This is a genomic window from Shewanella avicenniae (assembly GCF_017354945.1).
GTDB classification, from domain to species: Bacteria; Pseudomonadota; Gammaproteobacteria; order Enterobacterales; family Shewanellaceae; genus Shewanella; species Shewanella avicenniae.
Genome location: NZ_CP071503.1, coordinates 2,399,455 through 2,413,035, shown reverse-complemented (window position 1 = coordinate 2,413,035; position 13,581 = coordinate 2,399,455). Strand labels below are relative to the sequence as shown.

Annotated in this window: 14 protein-coding genes; 5 read left to right on the top strand and 9 right to left on the bottom strand. The window is 47.6% G+C overall.

What is annotated here, in order from left to right; all coding sequences use genetic code 11:
- Positions 1-72 precede the first annotated feature (72 nt).
- Positions 73-537, top strand: coding sequence for a CreA family protein (locus tag JYB87_RS10640; protein ID WP_228730008.1), 465 nt, complete (start codon positions 73-75; stop codon positions 535-537).
- 147 nt (positions 538-684) lie between these two features.
- Here JYB87_RS10640 and JYB87_RS10635 read toward each other — a convergent pair whose 3' ends face one another.
- From JYB87_RS10635 to ppk1, 7 genes are all read right to left on the bottom strand, one after another.
- A complete protein-coding gene (locus JYB87_RS10635) occupies positions 685-2,217 on the bottom strand; it encodes a carboxylesterase/lipase family protein (RefSeq protein WP_207353481.1) in 1,533 nt (510 codons plus the stop codon).
- 90 nt (positions 2,218-2,307) lie between these two features.
- Entirely contained in the window at positions 2,308-2,952 is a 645-nt protein-coding gene (locus JYB87_RS10630) for a LysE family translocator (protein WP_207353480.1), read from the bottom strand.
- A gap of 36 nt (positions 2,953-2,988) precedes the next feature.
- The gene (locus JYB87_RS10625; RefSeq protein ID WP_207353479.1) at positions 2,989-3,681 is read right to left on the bottom strand and encodes an aspartate/glutamate racemase family protein; all 693 of its coding nucleotides are present in this window, start codon (positions 3,679-3,681) and stop codon (positions 2,989-2,991) included.
- Positions 3,682-3,750: 69 nt separating this feature from the next.
- On the bottom strand, positions 3,751-4,113 hold the full coding sequence (locus JYB87_RS10620) for a hypothetical protein (protein ID WP_207353478.1): 363 nt from the start codon (positions 4,111-4,113) through the stop codon (positions 3,751-3,753).
- 206 nt (positions 4,114-4,319) lie between these two features.
- Positions 4,320-4,520, bottom strand: coding sequence for a hypothetical protein (locus JYB87_RS10615; RefSeq protein WP_207353477.1), 201 nt, complete (start codon positions 4,518-4,520; stop codon positions 4,320-4,322).
- Positions 4,521-4,814: 294 nt separating this feature from the next.
- Positions 4,815-6,263 (bottom strand): Ppx/GppA phosphatase family protein, encoded by a 1,449-nt coding sequence (locus JYB87_RS10610; protein WP_207356667.1) that lies wholly within the window; start codon positions 6,261-6,263, stop codon positions 4,815-4,817.
- A 38-nt stretch (positions 6,264-6,301) separates the two neighbouring features.
- Positions 6,302-8,413 carry a polyphosphate kinase 1 gene (gene ppk1, locus JYB87_RS10605; RefSeq protein ID WP_207353476.1) on the bottom strand — a complete coding sequence of 704 codons (2,112 nt, stop codon included), beginning with the start codon at positions 8,411-8,413 and terminating at the stop codon, positions 6,302-6,304.
- Between the two features lie 347 nt (positions 8,414-8,760).
- On the opposite strand from ppk1, the gene JYB87_RS10600 reads away from it, so the two are divergent.
- Together JYB87_RS10600 and JYB87_RS10595 are read left to right on the top strand one after the other, a co-directional pair.
- Entirely contained in the window at positions 8,761-10,692 is a 1,932-nt protein-coding gene (locus JYB87_RS10600; protein WP_207353475.1) for a hypothetical protein, read from the top strand.
- Positions 10,693-10,755: 63 nt separating this feature from the next.
- Positions 10,756-11,076: a heavy metal-binding domain-containing protein gene (locus JYB87_RS10595; RefSeq protein ID WP_207353474.1), complete on the top strand. Its 321-nt coding sequence runs from the start codon at positions 10,756-10,758 to the stop codon at positions 11,074-11,076.
- Between the two features lie 25 nt (positions 11,077-11,101).
- On the opposite strand, the gene tsaA is transcribed toward JYB87_RS10595, so the two are convergent.
- Together tsaA and JYB87_RS10585 are read right to left on the bottom strand one after the other, a co-directional pair.
- Positions 11,102-11,587: a tRNA (N6-threonylcarbamoyladenosine(37)-N6)-methyltransferase TrmO gene (tsaA, locus tag JYB87_RS10590; protein ID WP_207353473.1), complete on the bottom strand. Its 486-nt coding sequence runs from the start codon at positions 11,585-11,587 to the stop codon at positions 11,102-11,104.
- Between the two features lie 23 nt (positions 11,588-11,610).
- Complete coding sequence (locus JYB87_RS10585) at positions 11,611-12,225, bottom strand: LysE family translocator (RefSeq protein ID WP_207353472.1); 615 nt, start codon at positions 12,223-12,225, stop codon at positions 11,611-11,613.
- Between the two features lie 245 nt (positions 12,226-12,470).
- Here JYB87_RS10585 and JYB87_RS18910 point away from each other — a divergent pair, with 245 nt between their 5' ends.
- Positions 12,471-12,653, top strand: a complete 183-nt coding sequence (locus JYB87_RS18910) for a DUF4177 domain-containing protein (RefSeq protein WP_207353471.1) — start codon at positions 12,471-12,473, stop codon at positions 12,651-12,653.
- Between the two features lie 53 nt (positions 12,654-12,706).
- A complete protein-coding gene (locus JYB87_RS10575) occupies positions 12,707-13,501 on the top strand; it encodes a TIGR00266 family protein (protein ID WP_207353470.1) in 795 nt (264 codons plus the stop codon).
- Positions 13,502-13,581: the final 80 nt, after the last annotated feature.

Genomic DNA, 13,581 nt, shown 5'->3' with positions numbered 1-13,581 from the left:
TTCGGTCAGTAAATACAGAGAAGCAACTTGAGTGATTGGATGGATATGGACTGTAAATTGAAATGGCTGAGTATGCCGCTTGTTGTGGTAGTGCTGAGTGCATTATTGAGCGGCTGTGGTGATGATGTCGGCAAGGTAAGCCTAGGTTGGTTTACCACCAAAGATGTGGTGATTGATGCAGTCACCGATCCGAAAGTCAGCGGGGTGACCTGCCATATTAGCCGTGTTGAAGCGAATTTGGACTTAGCCGACCCTTCTGATATGAGCATCGCTTGCCGTCAAACTGGGGCGATTACCGCTGCTGAAATTGCCACCATAGACAAGAGCAAAGCGGGTGAGGTGGTGTTTAAAGAATCGCTTAGTATCTTGTTTAAGAGCCTCAAAGTGAGGCGTATTTATGATGCCGAGCATCAGACGCTTATCTATCTTTCATATTCCACCAAAGAAACCAACGGAAGCCACAAGCATTCGTTGTCGACTGTGCCTTTATGGGGGACGCCTGCATGGCAACCCACACCAATAACTGCAACACCCTAAAGATTAATCCTGCTTGGTTATCGGCTGGGGTATTATGCCCTTAGCTACGCGCACAAATACACGATGGGTTCGTCGCTCGGCGAATGAGGAGAAATAAAAACGGCAGCGAATAGGCTGCCGTTTGTGCTGTAAGCGCCATTGCGTGGGTTATTTTGTTTGTTGCGCCAACTTTTCTACCAAATCTAGCTGGGTAGATTGTGGATCTTTAATGCTGCCGATCTTCGCCGCACCTTCAGGCGCAACCCATAACATTAATTCTTTGTTCGCATCAAAGTTTGACCACTCTGGCAAGCCGCTGCTATTGGGATTGCCTGTCTTGGCAAAGTTAACCCAATATTGCAGCAGGGTGTTCGCTACTTGCTGATCTTGTTCGCTCACCTTGTCACCATAGGCCGCCGTAATGGTGTTAAACACAAAGGGGATATCGCTCGCGTGAAAGGCACCCGGCCATTTGCCTTGGTTGGCACTGGCCACATAACCAAAGCGGAAATGCCACACAGGTACCTCATTTTTGGCAAATGCCTTGGCCACATAACGGGCGGGTTCAATCATGGCTTGCTGAGTGGCGATATAGGCGGCGAGCGCTTTCGGTGAATATGTTGGATAAACATTGTTTGCTTGAGCCGCATGGTCACCGAAAATAGACAACGCATCGTCACGTGTTTCAACCTTGCGATAAACAAAACCGATATCGGCATCAGTGGCGCCTACCATCAGTGGCATACGGGCAAAAGCTCCCGTTTCATACGCGGTAGTGAGTGGTTGTTCAATTACTTGGCCATCAATCATCGGGCCGCTGTAAGTGGTAGCGTTTTCAGGCAGATTAAACAGCCCTAAATTACCCACCAGTGTATCGGTCGGTAATGCGCGTAGTTGTGCTAAGGCCTTTTCATCGCTGCCTTCTATGCCTACCGACTTCGCAAAATTTTCACCTTGCTGTTTTGCCGTCGTCCAATCTTCTAAGCCCAACATTACATCGCGGCCACCACCAGATTGAATGATCGCGCGGTTGAACAGATCGCGTCCAAAACGGCTGGTCAGTAGAATATTAACCGACATCCCGCCCGCTGACTCTCCAAACACGGTGACATTTTTAGGGTCGCCACCAAACTGCATGATGTTGTCTTGTACCCAACGCAGCGCTTTAATCTGATCCATCAGCCCATAGTTGCCCTTGAACAGGTTTCCTTCCAAGGCTGAATGGGCGAAGAAACCTAATCGCCCCATCCGATAGTCAAAGCTGACGAGAATAACTCCAGCGTTAGCAAACTCTTGCCCGTGATAGACATCCGTTGCAGCACTGTCCATCACAAAACCGCCGCCGTGGATCCACACCATCACCGGCAACGGCCCTCGTGCGTTGTTTGGCCGCCAGATGTTCATCGTTAGGCAATCTTCGCTGAACTCGCGAATAAAGCCTTCCATCGGTGCTTGCATACAAGAGGGGCCAAACTCGGTGGTCTTTTTCACTCCGCGCCAAGGCTTGGCTGACAACGGACGCTGCCAACGAAGCTCGCCTACTGGGGGGCGCGCGTAGGGAATTCCAAGAAAACTGTCGACATTACCTTGTCGTAAACCTTCGATACGGCCGGATTGGGTTTGTACGATAGGGCCGGTTGCGGCGATAGCATTAAATTGCACCATGGCGCATAGCGCCAATAGCCAATGACGAAGCTTCATAACGTCCTCTAAATCAGATGATGTGGTTGAAACGCAGGAGAAATTTGCGCTTAACGCAGCGCTTCAACCCAAAGATGCTGGCTATTATGACTAACCACGGCTAGCGAGTGCCAGTTTTATTCCTAAAGAAATAAACAGCGTACCCAAAACCTTGTTTAATACCGCGCTGATTTTAGCGTTGCCTTTGAGTTTGTGACGCGCAACGGCGGTTAGCGCGATTAAAATATGACAGTAAATCATGCTGTTGATATAGAAAACAGCCCCCAGTATTAAGAATGCGACGGCCTTGTTCGGTGCGTCGTGGTCGATAAACTGCGGCACGAAGGCTAGAAAGAACAGCGCAACTTTGGGATTGAGCGCATTCGATAAAAAACCTTGAGCGAACAGCTGACGGTAACTCTCATGGCGAGGGGTTAGCGCGTTTTCCTCTGCATTGGATACGGTTGAGGCTTTGGTCAGCAGAGCTCTCACGCCTAAATAGATAAGATAAGCGCCGCCCAACACCTTAATAATGGTAAAGGCGACCGCTGAGCTGGCTAGAATGGCCGATAGCCCTAAAGCTGCTGCGACAATGTGTACCAACATACCATTACAAACACCCAAGGTCGCCATACTGCCCGCACGCCAACCCTGTGCGCCGGTTTTTCCCATAATCAACAGCGAATCTGGTCCTGGCGTCAGATTCAATAGAAAGCCTGACAGAATAAATAACGCAAGATCATGGATACCGAACATGGTGTATTTCCTAATATATCAACCGGCTAAATGCCGTTAACTCAAGATAAAGTCAACCGCACTTGCAGCATGGATAGCGGTGGTATCCAGCAGTGGCGTTGAGCGGTCTTGTTGTTGTACCAATAAACCTATCTCAGTGCAGCCTAAAATCACCGCTTCAGCGCCATCCGCGGCGAGCTGATCAATAATCTGCAGATATTGTTGCTTAGATTTGGGGTTTATCTGCCCCTGACACAATTCGTCGTAAATCACTTTATGTACCAGCGCGCGTTTTAACGTATCGGGCACCATTACCGACAGGCCAAAGTTGTCTACAAGACGCTGTTTATAGAAGGCATGCTCCATGGTGAAGGCCGTACCGAGCAGTGCTACTTGCTGATAACCCAACTGTTGAATATGTTTGCCCGTCGCATCGGCAATGTGCAGCAAGGGGATATCGATCGCCGCTTCAATCTGCGGTGCTAACTTATGCATGGTGTTGGTGCAGATCATCAGCCCATCAGCGCCTGCCGCTTGCACACGCCTCGCCGCGTCGATAAGTATGCGCGCTAAGCTATCCCAATCACCTAGGTGTTGGAGTGTTTCAATCGGCGCAAAGTCGACACTGAACATGGCGATGGGTGCTGAGTGCAAACCGCCAAGTTGCTGTTTAACGCCTTGATTGATTAAGCGATAGTAATGTTGGGTACTTTCCCAACTCATGCCACCCAGAAGGCCAATCGTTTTCACTCGCAATACTCCATGCGCAAAGATGCGAAATGACTAAGTTAGCTAATCATCCGAGGGATTGTCACGGCTTTATTTCGTCAGCAACGACCCTGAATTATCGTCAAGCGAGTGAGTGCGGTTGCAACTATCGGGTTGCAGCAATGTAAACCATTTATCGCTGTCGTTGACGATAAAGCGGTAGACTTCACCGCTAGTAAACTCTAGTTCTAGTTGATCGATATCTTCACTGCTAATGTGTTCACCACGACTGATGTTGCGGCGAACTTTTTTGATATCATGCCGTTGTAGATGAAAAGGGCCTAAACCGACTTGTTTGTTTAACGGTTCGAAGCTGATGTCATCACCGTAAAGTGATAATAATCCGTCAGCACGGGCAACGCCGATTTGGATGGTGGCAAGAGAGCGGTTGTAAAATCCATTACGGTTATTCATGAAATGACGATTCCTTGTCAGATATCTTCCGAAGAACACTTTAAAACTAGTCTTTTACGCTTAGGCTGGCCAACTTTCAATCATGAATTATCCAACAAACACCTAAAAACACCATTTTGTTTTCATCTTGATAAACTTGAGTCTTTGTATTTAAACATGTGTGTTTGTGGCTTTGAGTTGTTGTGCCAAGTCGAACTTGCCCGCGGCTACTCATCAGCAACTAAATCACAGGGCATGACGCCTAAATAGACGTAATAGCCTGTTGGACCCAGTAACAAACTGAGCATCATCCACGTTGAACGACTCATTTTGCTGATGTCGGAACGCGACATGAGGGCTTTCCAAAAAAACAACAGATGCAGTAACACTAAGGTTGTTGCGCCCGCTAATATTGCGATATCAAACATATGCCATCCATGTCTTATATTGATTTTTCCGCTGCGGTAAACGCTAATTACCGTACGACAATCGTTTTAGTCTAATTATTCTAATCACTAATGTTTTGATGTAACTCAAAATATTCAAAAAATTAACATCACGTATACACTTTTTGATACATGTTTGATGACTGATGACTGATGACTGATGACTGATGACTGATGACTGATGACTGATGGCTTTTTGAGTAAACTAGCGAATACCTGCTTGAATCAAAACACCGCAGGTATTCATCAATGGTAGTCATACGACGTAGAGGAGGGTCAGATAAAACTGAAGTTCAACGCGATATTGAGGGTCTCCATCTGTCGTTGTTCGCGCTGTAGATCTTTCACGAACAGACTGACGCGATGGCGCGGTTCTGAGAATGTCAGTTTCAGGGCGTTTTCTTCGGCACGGATATTGGCAATGGCTAGGCGACTGGAGATGCGGCCTAAGTTCAGCAATACCGCAATCCGTAAAATACAGATTAGCCGTTCAGCCGCAAGTTTAAGTGGTGCTTCTAACTCGTTTAAACGTTCAAAATCCAATTTCTTGCGCTGATTACCAATCAACAGCGACAGCATCATTTGTTGTTCTTCACCGAAGCCAGGCATATCACTGTTGGCAATGATATAGGCGCCATGCTTATGGTGTGCGCGCGAATTAATATGAATACCAGTCTCGTGCAGCGTGGCTGCATATTCTAAGGTGCGCCGCCAGTGCAGCAGTTGCCACGATTCCGCTACTGCATTAAACAGGGTCATCGCGGTGGCGCGTACCTTATCAGCATGCGCTCGATCGATATGATAGAGTTGCGCCATGCTATCAATGGTACGTTGGCGAATGTCGCTATAGGCTTCAATGCCAGCTAATTCATACAGCACACCTTCACGCAGCGCACCCGTGGCAAAATGCATAGAATCTACCGGTAAACGGCGGAAGAAACTGGTCAGAATGGCAAGGCCAGCCGCGAGCAGATGGGTACGTTTCTTTTCGACGTTATCGAGCACAATATTGTCGACATGACCCCAATTAATCAGTTGCTGACGTAGCTGTTTGAGACGGGTGAGGGTGATGAGTTCATCACCATGAAACTGTAGCATCGCTTCACAAATCGCTTTGACACTGCCCGATGCGCCCAGCGCTAAATCCCAATCGCCGCTAAAATATTCTTTCGACAGTGAGGCAAATTGCTTATCTGCAGCACTCATCGCCTGTTTAAAGGCATCCACGGTAAGCTTGCCATCTGCAAAAAAGCGTTGATTGTAGCTAACACAGCCACAGCGTAAGCTCGACAGTTGCGTTGATTGGGTACGATTGCCCAGCACCACTTCCGTTGAACCACCGCCAATATCAATCACTAAATTTTTGGCCGACAGCACTTGGCTATGCACAATGCCGTTATAAATCAATCGAGCTTCTTCGTGCCCTGACACCACCTCAATGGGATAGGGCAAGATTTGGTAGGCCGGTTTAATAAATTGTTCACGGTTACGTGCAACACGTAGCGTATGGGTAGCAACCAGTCGCACACGCGGTAATGGAATATCAGAAAAGCGCTGTTTGAAGTCGCGTAAACAGGCCAAACCGCGCTGAATCGCTTCATCATTCAGTTGATTTTGGTCATTCAAACCATCAGCAAGTTGCACTAACTGCTTCTCTTTATGCAGGATTTGAATACTGCCATCTTGCTCGCGAGCAATAACGAGATGGAAACTGTTTGAACCCATATCAACAGCGACAAAATGTTTTGACGATTCAGTCAAGGTTATTCTCCTGCAATTGCGTCCTTATGCGGGGCGTTAAGTTGTTGCTGAAACTTCTTTTCAACGGCGTGTAAGTATTGGTATATCGCCTGTTGTGAGCGAACTTTGCGTTTATTACCACGTAATTTATAGCCGTTGGATTGCTCTTTGTTGATGATCCGCGCTTTAGTGTTGTCACTAAACTGCAGTGCGAGGATGTCCATCAGCATACCTTTTATCACAGGATCATAAATCGGCGCGCTGACTTCAACACGGCTGTCGATATTGCGACTCATCCAATCCGCTGAGCAGATGAATAATTTATTTTCGCCGCCAGCATAAAATAACATTATACGCGAATGTTCCAGGAAGCGGTCTACGATACTAAATACTTGAATATTATCACTGATGCCGGGAATTTCCGGTAGCAAACAGCACATGCCGCGGATCATCAATTTGATTTTCACACCAGCACTTGAGGCTTCGTACAATTTTTGGATCAGGATTTCATCCACTAGGTTGTTGAGCTTCAGCGTGATCGCCGCTTTTTGGCCAGCGTGGGCGGCGCGGATTTCATTGTCGATCAGCGATTCTAGCTCACGCCGCACGTTCACGGGCGATACAATCAGCTCTTTAAAATCAAATCGTTTGTATGGGTGTTGAATAAATTCAAATACTTGTGAGATTTCGCGGCAAATTTCTTGTTTGGCGGTGAACAGAGAAACGTCCGTGTAGATTTTGGCGGTACTTTCGTTGAAGTTACCTGAGCCAATATGGCCATAAAGGTTAATTTCGCCTTCCTCTTCGCGGCCGATCAAGCACAGCTTTGAATGTACTTTGAGGCTGGGAATACCATGGTGCACGGTTACCCCGGCTTCGGCGAGTTCGCGGCTCCATTCAATATTGTTCATCTCGTCAAAGCGGGCGCGCAGTTCAATAATGGCCGTGACCTGCTTGCCATTTTTTACCGCATCGATGAGTGACTGAATAATGCGCGACTTTTTAGCAACACGGTAAATGTTAAGTTTAATAAAACGCACTTTCGGATCGTATGCCGCTTGGCGCACCAATTCAGTGAAGTGCGAAAACTTATGGTACGGGTAATACAGCATGATGTCGTTATGCTTGATGGCATCAAACTTGTTTTGAAAATTCTTAAAGCTGGAAGAGTCTAGTGCCTCAATCTTATGGTTTACCAAATGCTTACGGCCAGGATTTGGAAAGCCCATAAAATCTTTAAAGCTGTGGTAGCGCCCCCCGGGAATGATGCACTCAGTATTGGAGATATTCAGATGGGTGGTGAGCATTGCCAGCATATGCTCCGGCATTTCACGGTCGAAAACCAAACGTACTGGCTCAGCAGTTAAACGTTGTTTTAGCCCTTTGGTCAGCTTTTCCAGCTGACTTTGTTCGAGTTCATCGGTGAGATTAAATTCTGCATCACGGGTGAACTTCATTGAAAACGCTTCTATGCGCTCATATTCAAAAAACGGCGCGAACAGTTCATCCACACAGTGGCGGATGATGTTATCCAACAGGATCAAATGTTTTTTGAGCTTAGACTTTTCCGGTGGCAACTGTACAAAACGCTCAACATTTTTGGTGGGCACTTCGACCAGCGCATAGTGGCGTTTTTCCGGTGTATGTAAACACACCACCAAGTAGGTGGAATTGTCGTTTATATGCTTTACGAGGTCGGTGGTGTTATGGATGATCAACGGCGCGATATGACGTTTTAGGTGATCTTGAAAATAGCGCTTCAACCAAAGGCTGTGAAACTCGCTTAGTTGGGTTTCGTTAATCAAAAAGATGTTTTGCCGCGCCAGTTCTCGCATCAAATCACTGTAGATGGCGTCAAACCGTTCTTGCAGTAGCACCACTTTGGTTTGAATTTTGGCCATCAAATGTTTGCTGTAATTGCGGCCTTCCTGCAGGCTAGACAACAACATAGAGCGACGAACGGCGGCAACCCTTACCCGAAAAAATTCATCCATGTTACTGGAATAGATACCCAAAAATCGCACGCGTTCCACTAATGGCACGGTACTATCGGCAGCTTCTTGCAGTACCCGCTCATTGAAAGACAACCAGGAAAGCTCTTTATCAATAGAAAACTTTTCGGAAGATGGAGACACAGATTAATTCCTTGAAGACTGAGTAAATGCGATAAATGGTCAGGATCCGGCCTGATGTCAGCAAAGCACTCACGCGCATAAAAAGCAATAAGGCATTGCCGCAAAACAAGAAAATCTAACAAGGACCGCAGACCTCTTGAAAGTGGCCTAAGGCTAGCAGTGGATTGTGAAGGCGATATGACAACAGCGATTTTTATGACAAATTTATTTCGTCTATGTGACAATATATTTGTTGCTAGCTGAAGCTTGTCAGATAGCGGTAAGATAATGATGTTAAAGATTTAAATCATCAATTTTTTATCACCAGTGGACGCAATGATCGTCAGACTAATGGTGAGGAGTTAACCGTGAAATCAACGCTATGGATTAGCTGTGGAGTTGTAATTGTTGGCCTGATGATTGGTAGTTGGTGGCTGATGGACAGCGCCCCAGACCAAGATGCGCAAGCACAAACAGTACGGCAGAACGAGCAGGGTCAGAGTCAGGAGGTTAGCACTACGTTGGTGAACGAGCCATCGTCTGCATCCATGGCAAAGGCTACCATTGATGAAAAACGTGAACTGGTGCGTCAGTGCTGGGACGATACGATGCCGCAATCGAGCGATTATGCTGACGATGATTTATCTGATGCCCTGTTCAATGCGCTTGCCAATGGCACTCCTTATGAATTGCTGATGCAGCAAGCGCCAACGGACAATACCTCAAACTATCAAATGCAGTTGATGCGTGCGTGGCGCTACCAACAGCTGCTGGCGCAGGGGTATACCGATGATGAATCAGGGCATTCGAGCTCTGACAATGAATATCTTAATTCGCTGAGTGAGCAGCAGCGTAAAATCATGGTGGTTGAAGAGAAAGCCAGTCAGGATTTTTATACGTTGACAGAGCAAGTGAAGCCATTGCTTAATTTAAATGATGCGGCATTTGCAGAACAAACCAGCGATTTAACCCTCAGTAGCGGCCAATTTGTTGGTTTTATGCTGCAAGGATTGGCACCTGAAAAGTTGGCGTTGTTGCTTGACCGTGTCGCGCCGCAGGAATTAACCGCCCAGCCATTAGTGATTAATTTCACCAGTTCTATTCCGTTCCTTAATATTGCTGATTATGCCGCCTATGCGCTAGACGTGCCTTTGTTACAAAAACTGGCAGAGCGAGGTGTTTATCCAAGTCAAGTTGACGGCGTCATTGGTCCAATTGATCGTGCCTTGCTGCATCGACGCATGGGGCAAGATGATGATCAAAACGTGTTGGCTGCGGTGCAATATTTGGTCGAAAATGGCTACAAGGTCGCAGTCAGCAGCGCTGAAGATAAGGAATATCTTGGCTCCAGTTTGTTGAATATGCAGTGGGTCACTGTGGCGGATGAGGTAAAAAACTATCTGATGTCACATCAAGCGACCGTGCCCGGGGTTAGTACCCCACCTGTGACCAATCCAGAGATTAAAGCGGCAATCTCCAAAAAAACGCTGCAGATTGCCAATGTGTCCGAGCAACGGCAGCGCTGCACAGAATTAGCCGAGCAACAACTGGATGCTGAAGGCCTGATGCCATTTACCCAAATTAATGAGCTGATGGGACAACTGGCTGAAAAATATCAGGGCGAGGCGTTGTTAGATGCACTGCAAGCCGAAGACCCAGTACTGGCGGCACTTTATGAAGATCATAATACCACTCGTGCACGAGGCGCTCACGAGCAGCAATTGCGTGAGGCATTGTTAAGCCAAGATCCTGTAGTGGCGTTAACGGAGTTGTTGCAAACAACGCCATTGGACTCAGTCGACACCTCAATTGTGTTGATGCAGTTAGTGCGATCGCCTGAGCTGCTAGAGGCATGGAATAGCCGTCTGCAACCAGTTGCACCTGAAAGCTTGTCGGCACTGTCCTATACTCGATCCGACAATTTGCAGTATCTCGTTGAGCAGGGGTTTGATCTCACCGTGCAAGATGCCCATGGAGACAATCTTTACAGCGTATTCTTCAATAATGCACCTGACAGTGTGCAATGGTTATTAGCGGAACATATTGACCCGTTTAGTAACCGCTATGGCCCAGATGGCCTAGACTACGCGCTGGATAAGAGTTATATCGATAATCAACTGTTTGCAGGTACCGCGCAGATTTTGCAAGCGTGTTTGTCGCTTGAACCCAGTCATCTGCGACGGATGGCGCGACTCAAGCAATATCGCCCAGAGGTTTACCAAGCCTTATTGGCATTAGACCCAACGATCAAGCTGTCCGATGATATCAAGCCGAATGTGATGTTGAGCATTAATTACTGAATGCCTACGAATCGCTAAGTTGTGGCTTGATAAGCTACGGGGCTTTAGTGACAAGGAGCAAGGATGAAAGTATCAACAACAGAAGATATTGCCGGATACCAAGTGAGCCAAACCTTAGGTGTGGTCACCGGCAATGTGGTACGCAGTAAACATATTGGTCGCGATATCATGGCGGGACTGAAAACCATTATCGGTGGTGAAATTGTGGGTTATACCGAGATGCTGACCGAAGCGCGCCAAATCGCGATTGAGCGTATGCTGGAAAATGCCGAAGCGTTGGGTGCCGATGCGGTAGTGAACGTGCGCTTTACAACCAGTGCGATTATGCAAGGTATGTCAGAGATGCTGGCTTACGGCACTGCGGTGAAGTTAGCACGCCCGTAACTGACGCGTTGATGACAAAAGCTGATCATTGGGCAAAGCGATCATCGGCGTGAGAGACTTGCGTGCTTGCTGTATCAAACCAGCCGTTTTTAGTCTCTGTGCGCTGATCAAATTGCGCCACAAATGGTTTGATATCCAGTACTGGCGTACCATCGAGCAAATCCAATTCAAACACATGCAGTAAGTTGCCCTCTATTTTGCTAAGCCGCAGCAGTGACATGCCAATCGGGTTAGGGCGACTTGGTGCTCGGGTGGCAAATAAACCGTGCGGTTTATTATCAAGGTAGGGCGTGACGGTTAAATTCGCGCTGTTGGCTTGGTGCATATGGCACAATATCCAGATATGCGAAAAACCTTCAAGATCTTGTAATGCGGGCACAAATTGCGGCGCGAGTTCAATTATCCCTTGGGTCGCATTATCGTGCGAGGGCTGCACTGGCGTACCGGCTTGCTGAGTAAATGGGCTTCTTACGACACCAATGGCTTGGTAGTTGAACTGAGAAAATTCCATCTGCATAACTCCTTTGCGGCGGATTAATCCAACGCCAGCCAAACACCCACTAGCATCATCAATGCGCCTGAGCTGCGGTTTAACCATTGCACCTTATTGCCTTTAAGTAACGCCGCGCGTAAGCCTTTGCCGCCGGTGGCGTAGGCGGTCATACACAGTAACTCTGACAGCATAATAATCACAATCAAACTGCTGAGCTGTGGCGTCATTGGCATACTGCTATCAATAAATGGCGGCAGCAGGGAGATCATAAAAGCCCAGCCTTTCGGGTTGGCAATCGCAGTAATAAAGCCTTGTGAAATTAACGCGCTACGACGGACATCTTGCGGTTGTTCAGTCAACCCTAAGGTCGCGGGGGAACGCCACATACCAATACCCACCCAAATCAGATAGGCGCCGCCTAACCATTTAAGCAGTTGAAATAGCGTTGGATGTTGCACCATTACCGCAGCAACACCGACGGCGGCGGCAATCGCAACTAATGCCACACCGACAACTTCACCGAGCATCATCCACAGTGTGCGGCGTAGTCCTACTTGCATGCCGAGGGTCATGGCCAATGTCATACACATGCCGGGCGTGGCCGACACCAATAAAAAGGTAGGAATAAACACGCTAAGTAACGACAGATTCAACATGGACAGACAACAGCATGGTTTACAGGTGATAGAGGAAATCGAGCATAATCAAAAGCGCGCCAATGCTGCAACATTGTTTTATGCTTGTTGGCACTTTTGTACTGAGTGAATGAATTTTCCTGTTATTTAGCGGGCTATATGAACCAGAGATTAAAAATAGCAATTGAGAGTTACCATCATTTATGTCATAACTTAGTGACATAATATGTCTGTATTCGACGTTGTCTGCGTCACGGATCTAGGTTATGCAGCGGGTTGTAGAATTTAAAAGACGGAATTTTTGGAGCGGTAGAATTCATGTTGCCGCGTTGAATGAACAGATTGCCCAATATAACGCTGAAGGTTGGCGCGTTGTTAGCGTTGAGCCTGTGCCGATCCCCTTCGGGACTGTGGGGTCATACCTGCTATTGTTAGAAAATGCACATTAACGTTGTGCCGCATGACCTATAAATCAACGAGAGTGAGTGCAAGAGGAATTGCCATGAACAGAAAGTGTCACGAAGTCGACTATGAAATTATCGGCTCAAGTATGCAGTTGGTTGAAGTTGAACTCGACCCCGGCGAAACGGTGATCGCCGAAGCGGGAGCAATGACCTACATGGAGCAGGGTATCGCTTTTGAGGCTCGCATGGGCGATGGTTCCGAGGTGGAATCAGGCTTTTTTGGCAAGCTGATGGGTGCTGGTAAACGGATGTTGACCGGTGAAAGTTTGTTTATGACCCACTTCACCAATGAAGGCTATGGTAAGCAACGCGTGGCGTTTGCCGCGCCTTATCCCGGCACCATTTTGGCGATAGATTTGGATGAAGTGGGTGGTGAGCTCATTTTGCAAAAGGACAGCTTTTTAGCGGCAGCGCTAGGAACGCGGGTGAGCATGAAGTTTAACAAGAAGCTTGGCGCAGGGTTCTTTGGTGGTGAAGGCTTTATTCTGCAGAGCTTAAAAGGCGATGGCATGGCGTTTATCCATGCCGGTGGTACCTTGATCCGCAAGGATCTTCAGGGTGAAACTCTGCGGGTTGATACCGGTTGTTTGGTAGGCTTTACTGCAGGTATTGATTACGACATTCAGCGGTCTGGCTCGCTGAAATCGATGTTGTTTGGCGGCGAAGGTTTATTCCTTGCCACGTTACAAGGCCATGGCACGGTATGGTTGCAAAGTTTGCCATTCTCTCGGATGGCCGATCGTATTATTGCCCATGCGCCATCTGCTGGAGGGAGCGATCGTGGTGAAGGCTCGGTGCTCGGTGGTATTGGCCGCATGATTGATGGCGATTAAGTTCAACTGACGCCACGTGCTATGTTATGACGCAGCAGCAAGAGAAAAGGCGAGTGAAGACTCGCCTTTTCGTTGCCGAC

Bases quoted from the DNA above. Each gene is read 5' to 3' on its own strand.
- JYB87_RS10640 (WP_228730008.1), top strand. From the start codon at position 73: ATGCCGCTTGTTGTGGTAGTGCTGAGTGCATTATTGAGCGGCTGTGGT.
- JYB87_RS10635 (WP_207353481.1), bottom strand. From the start codon at position 2,217: ATGAAGCTTCGTCATTGGCTATTGGCGCTATGCGCCATGGTGCAATTT.
- JYB87_RS10630 (WP_207353480.1), bottom strand. From the start codon at position 2,952: ATGTTCGGTATCCATGATCTTGCGTTATTTATTCTGTCAGGCTTTCTA.
- JYB87_RS10620 (WP_207353478.1), bottom strand. From the start codon at position 4,113: ATGAATAACCGTAATGGATTTTACAACCGCTCTCTTGCCACCATCCAA.
- JYB87_RS10615 (WP_207353477.1), bottom strand. From the start codon at position 4,520: ATGTTTGATATCGCAATATTAGCGGGCGCAACAACCTTAGTGTTACTG.
- JYB87_RS10610 (WP_207356667.1), bottom strand. From the start codon at position 6,263: ATGGGTTCAAACAGTTTCCATCTCGTTATTGCTCGCGAGCAAGATGGC.
- JYB87_RS10595 (WP_207353474.1), top strand. From the start codon at position 10,756: ATGAAAGTATCAACAACAGAAGATATTGCCGGATACCAAGTGAGCCAA.
- tsaA (WP_207353473.1), bottom strand. From the start codon at position 11,587: ATGGAATTTTCTCAGTTCAACTACCAAGCCATTGGTGTCGTAAGAAGC.
- JYB87_RS10585 (WP_207353472.1), bottom strand. From the start codon at position 12,225: ATGTTGAATCTGTCGTTACTTAGCGTGTTTATTCCTACCTTTTTATTG.
- JYB87_RS18910 (WP_207353471.1), top strand. From the start codon at position 12,471: ATGCAGCGGGTTGTAGAATTTAAAAGACGGAATTTTTGGAGCGGTAGA.
- JYB87_RS10575 (WP_207353470.1), top strand. From the start codon at position 12,707: ATGAACAGAAAGTGTCACGAAGTCGACTATGAAATTATCGGCTCAAGT.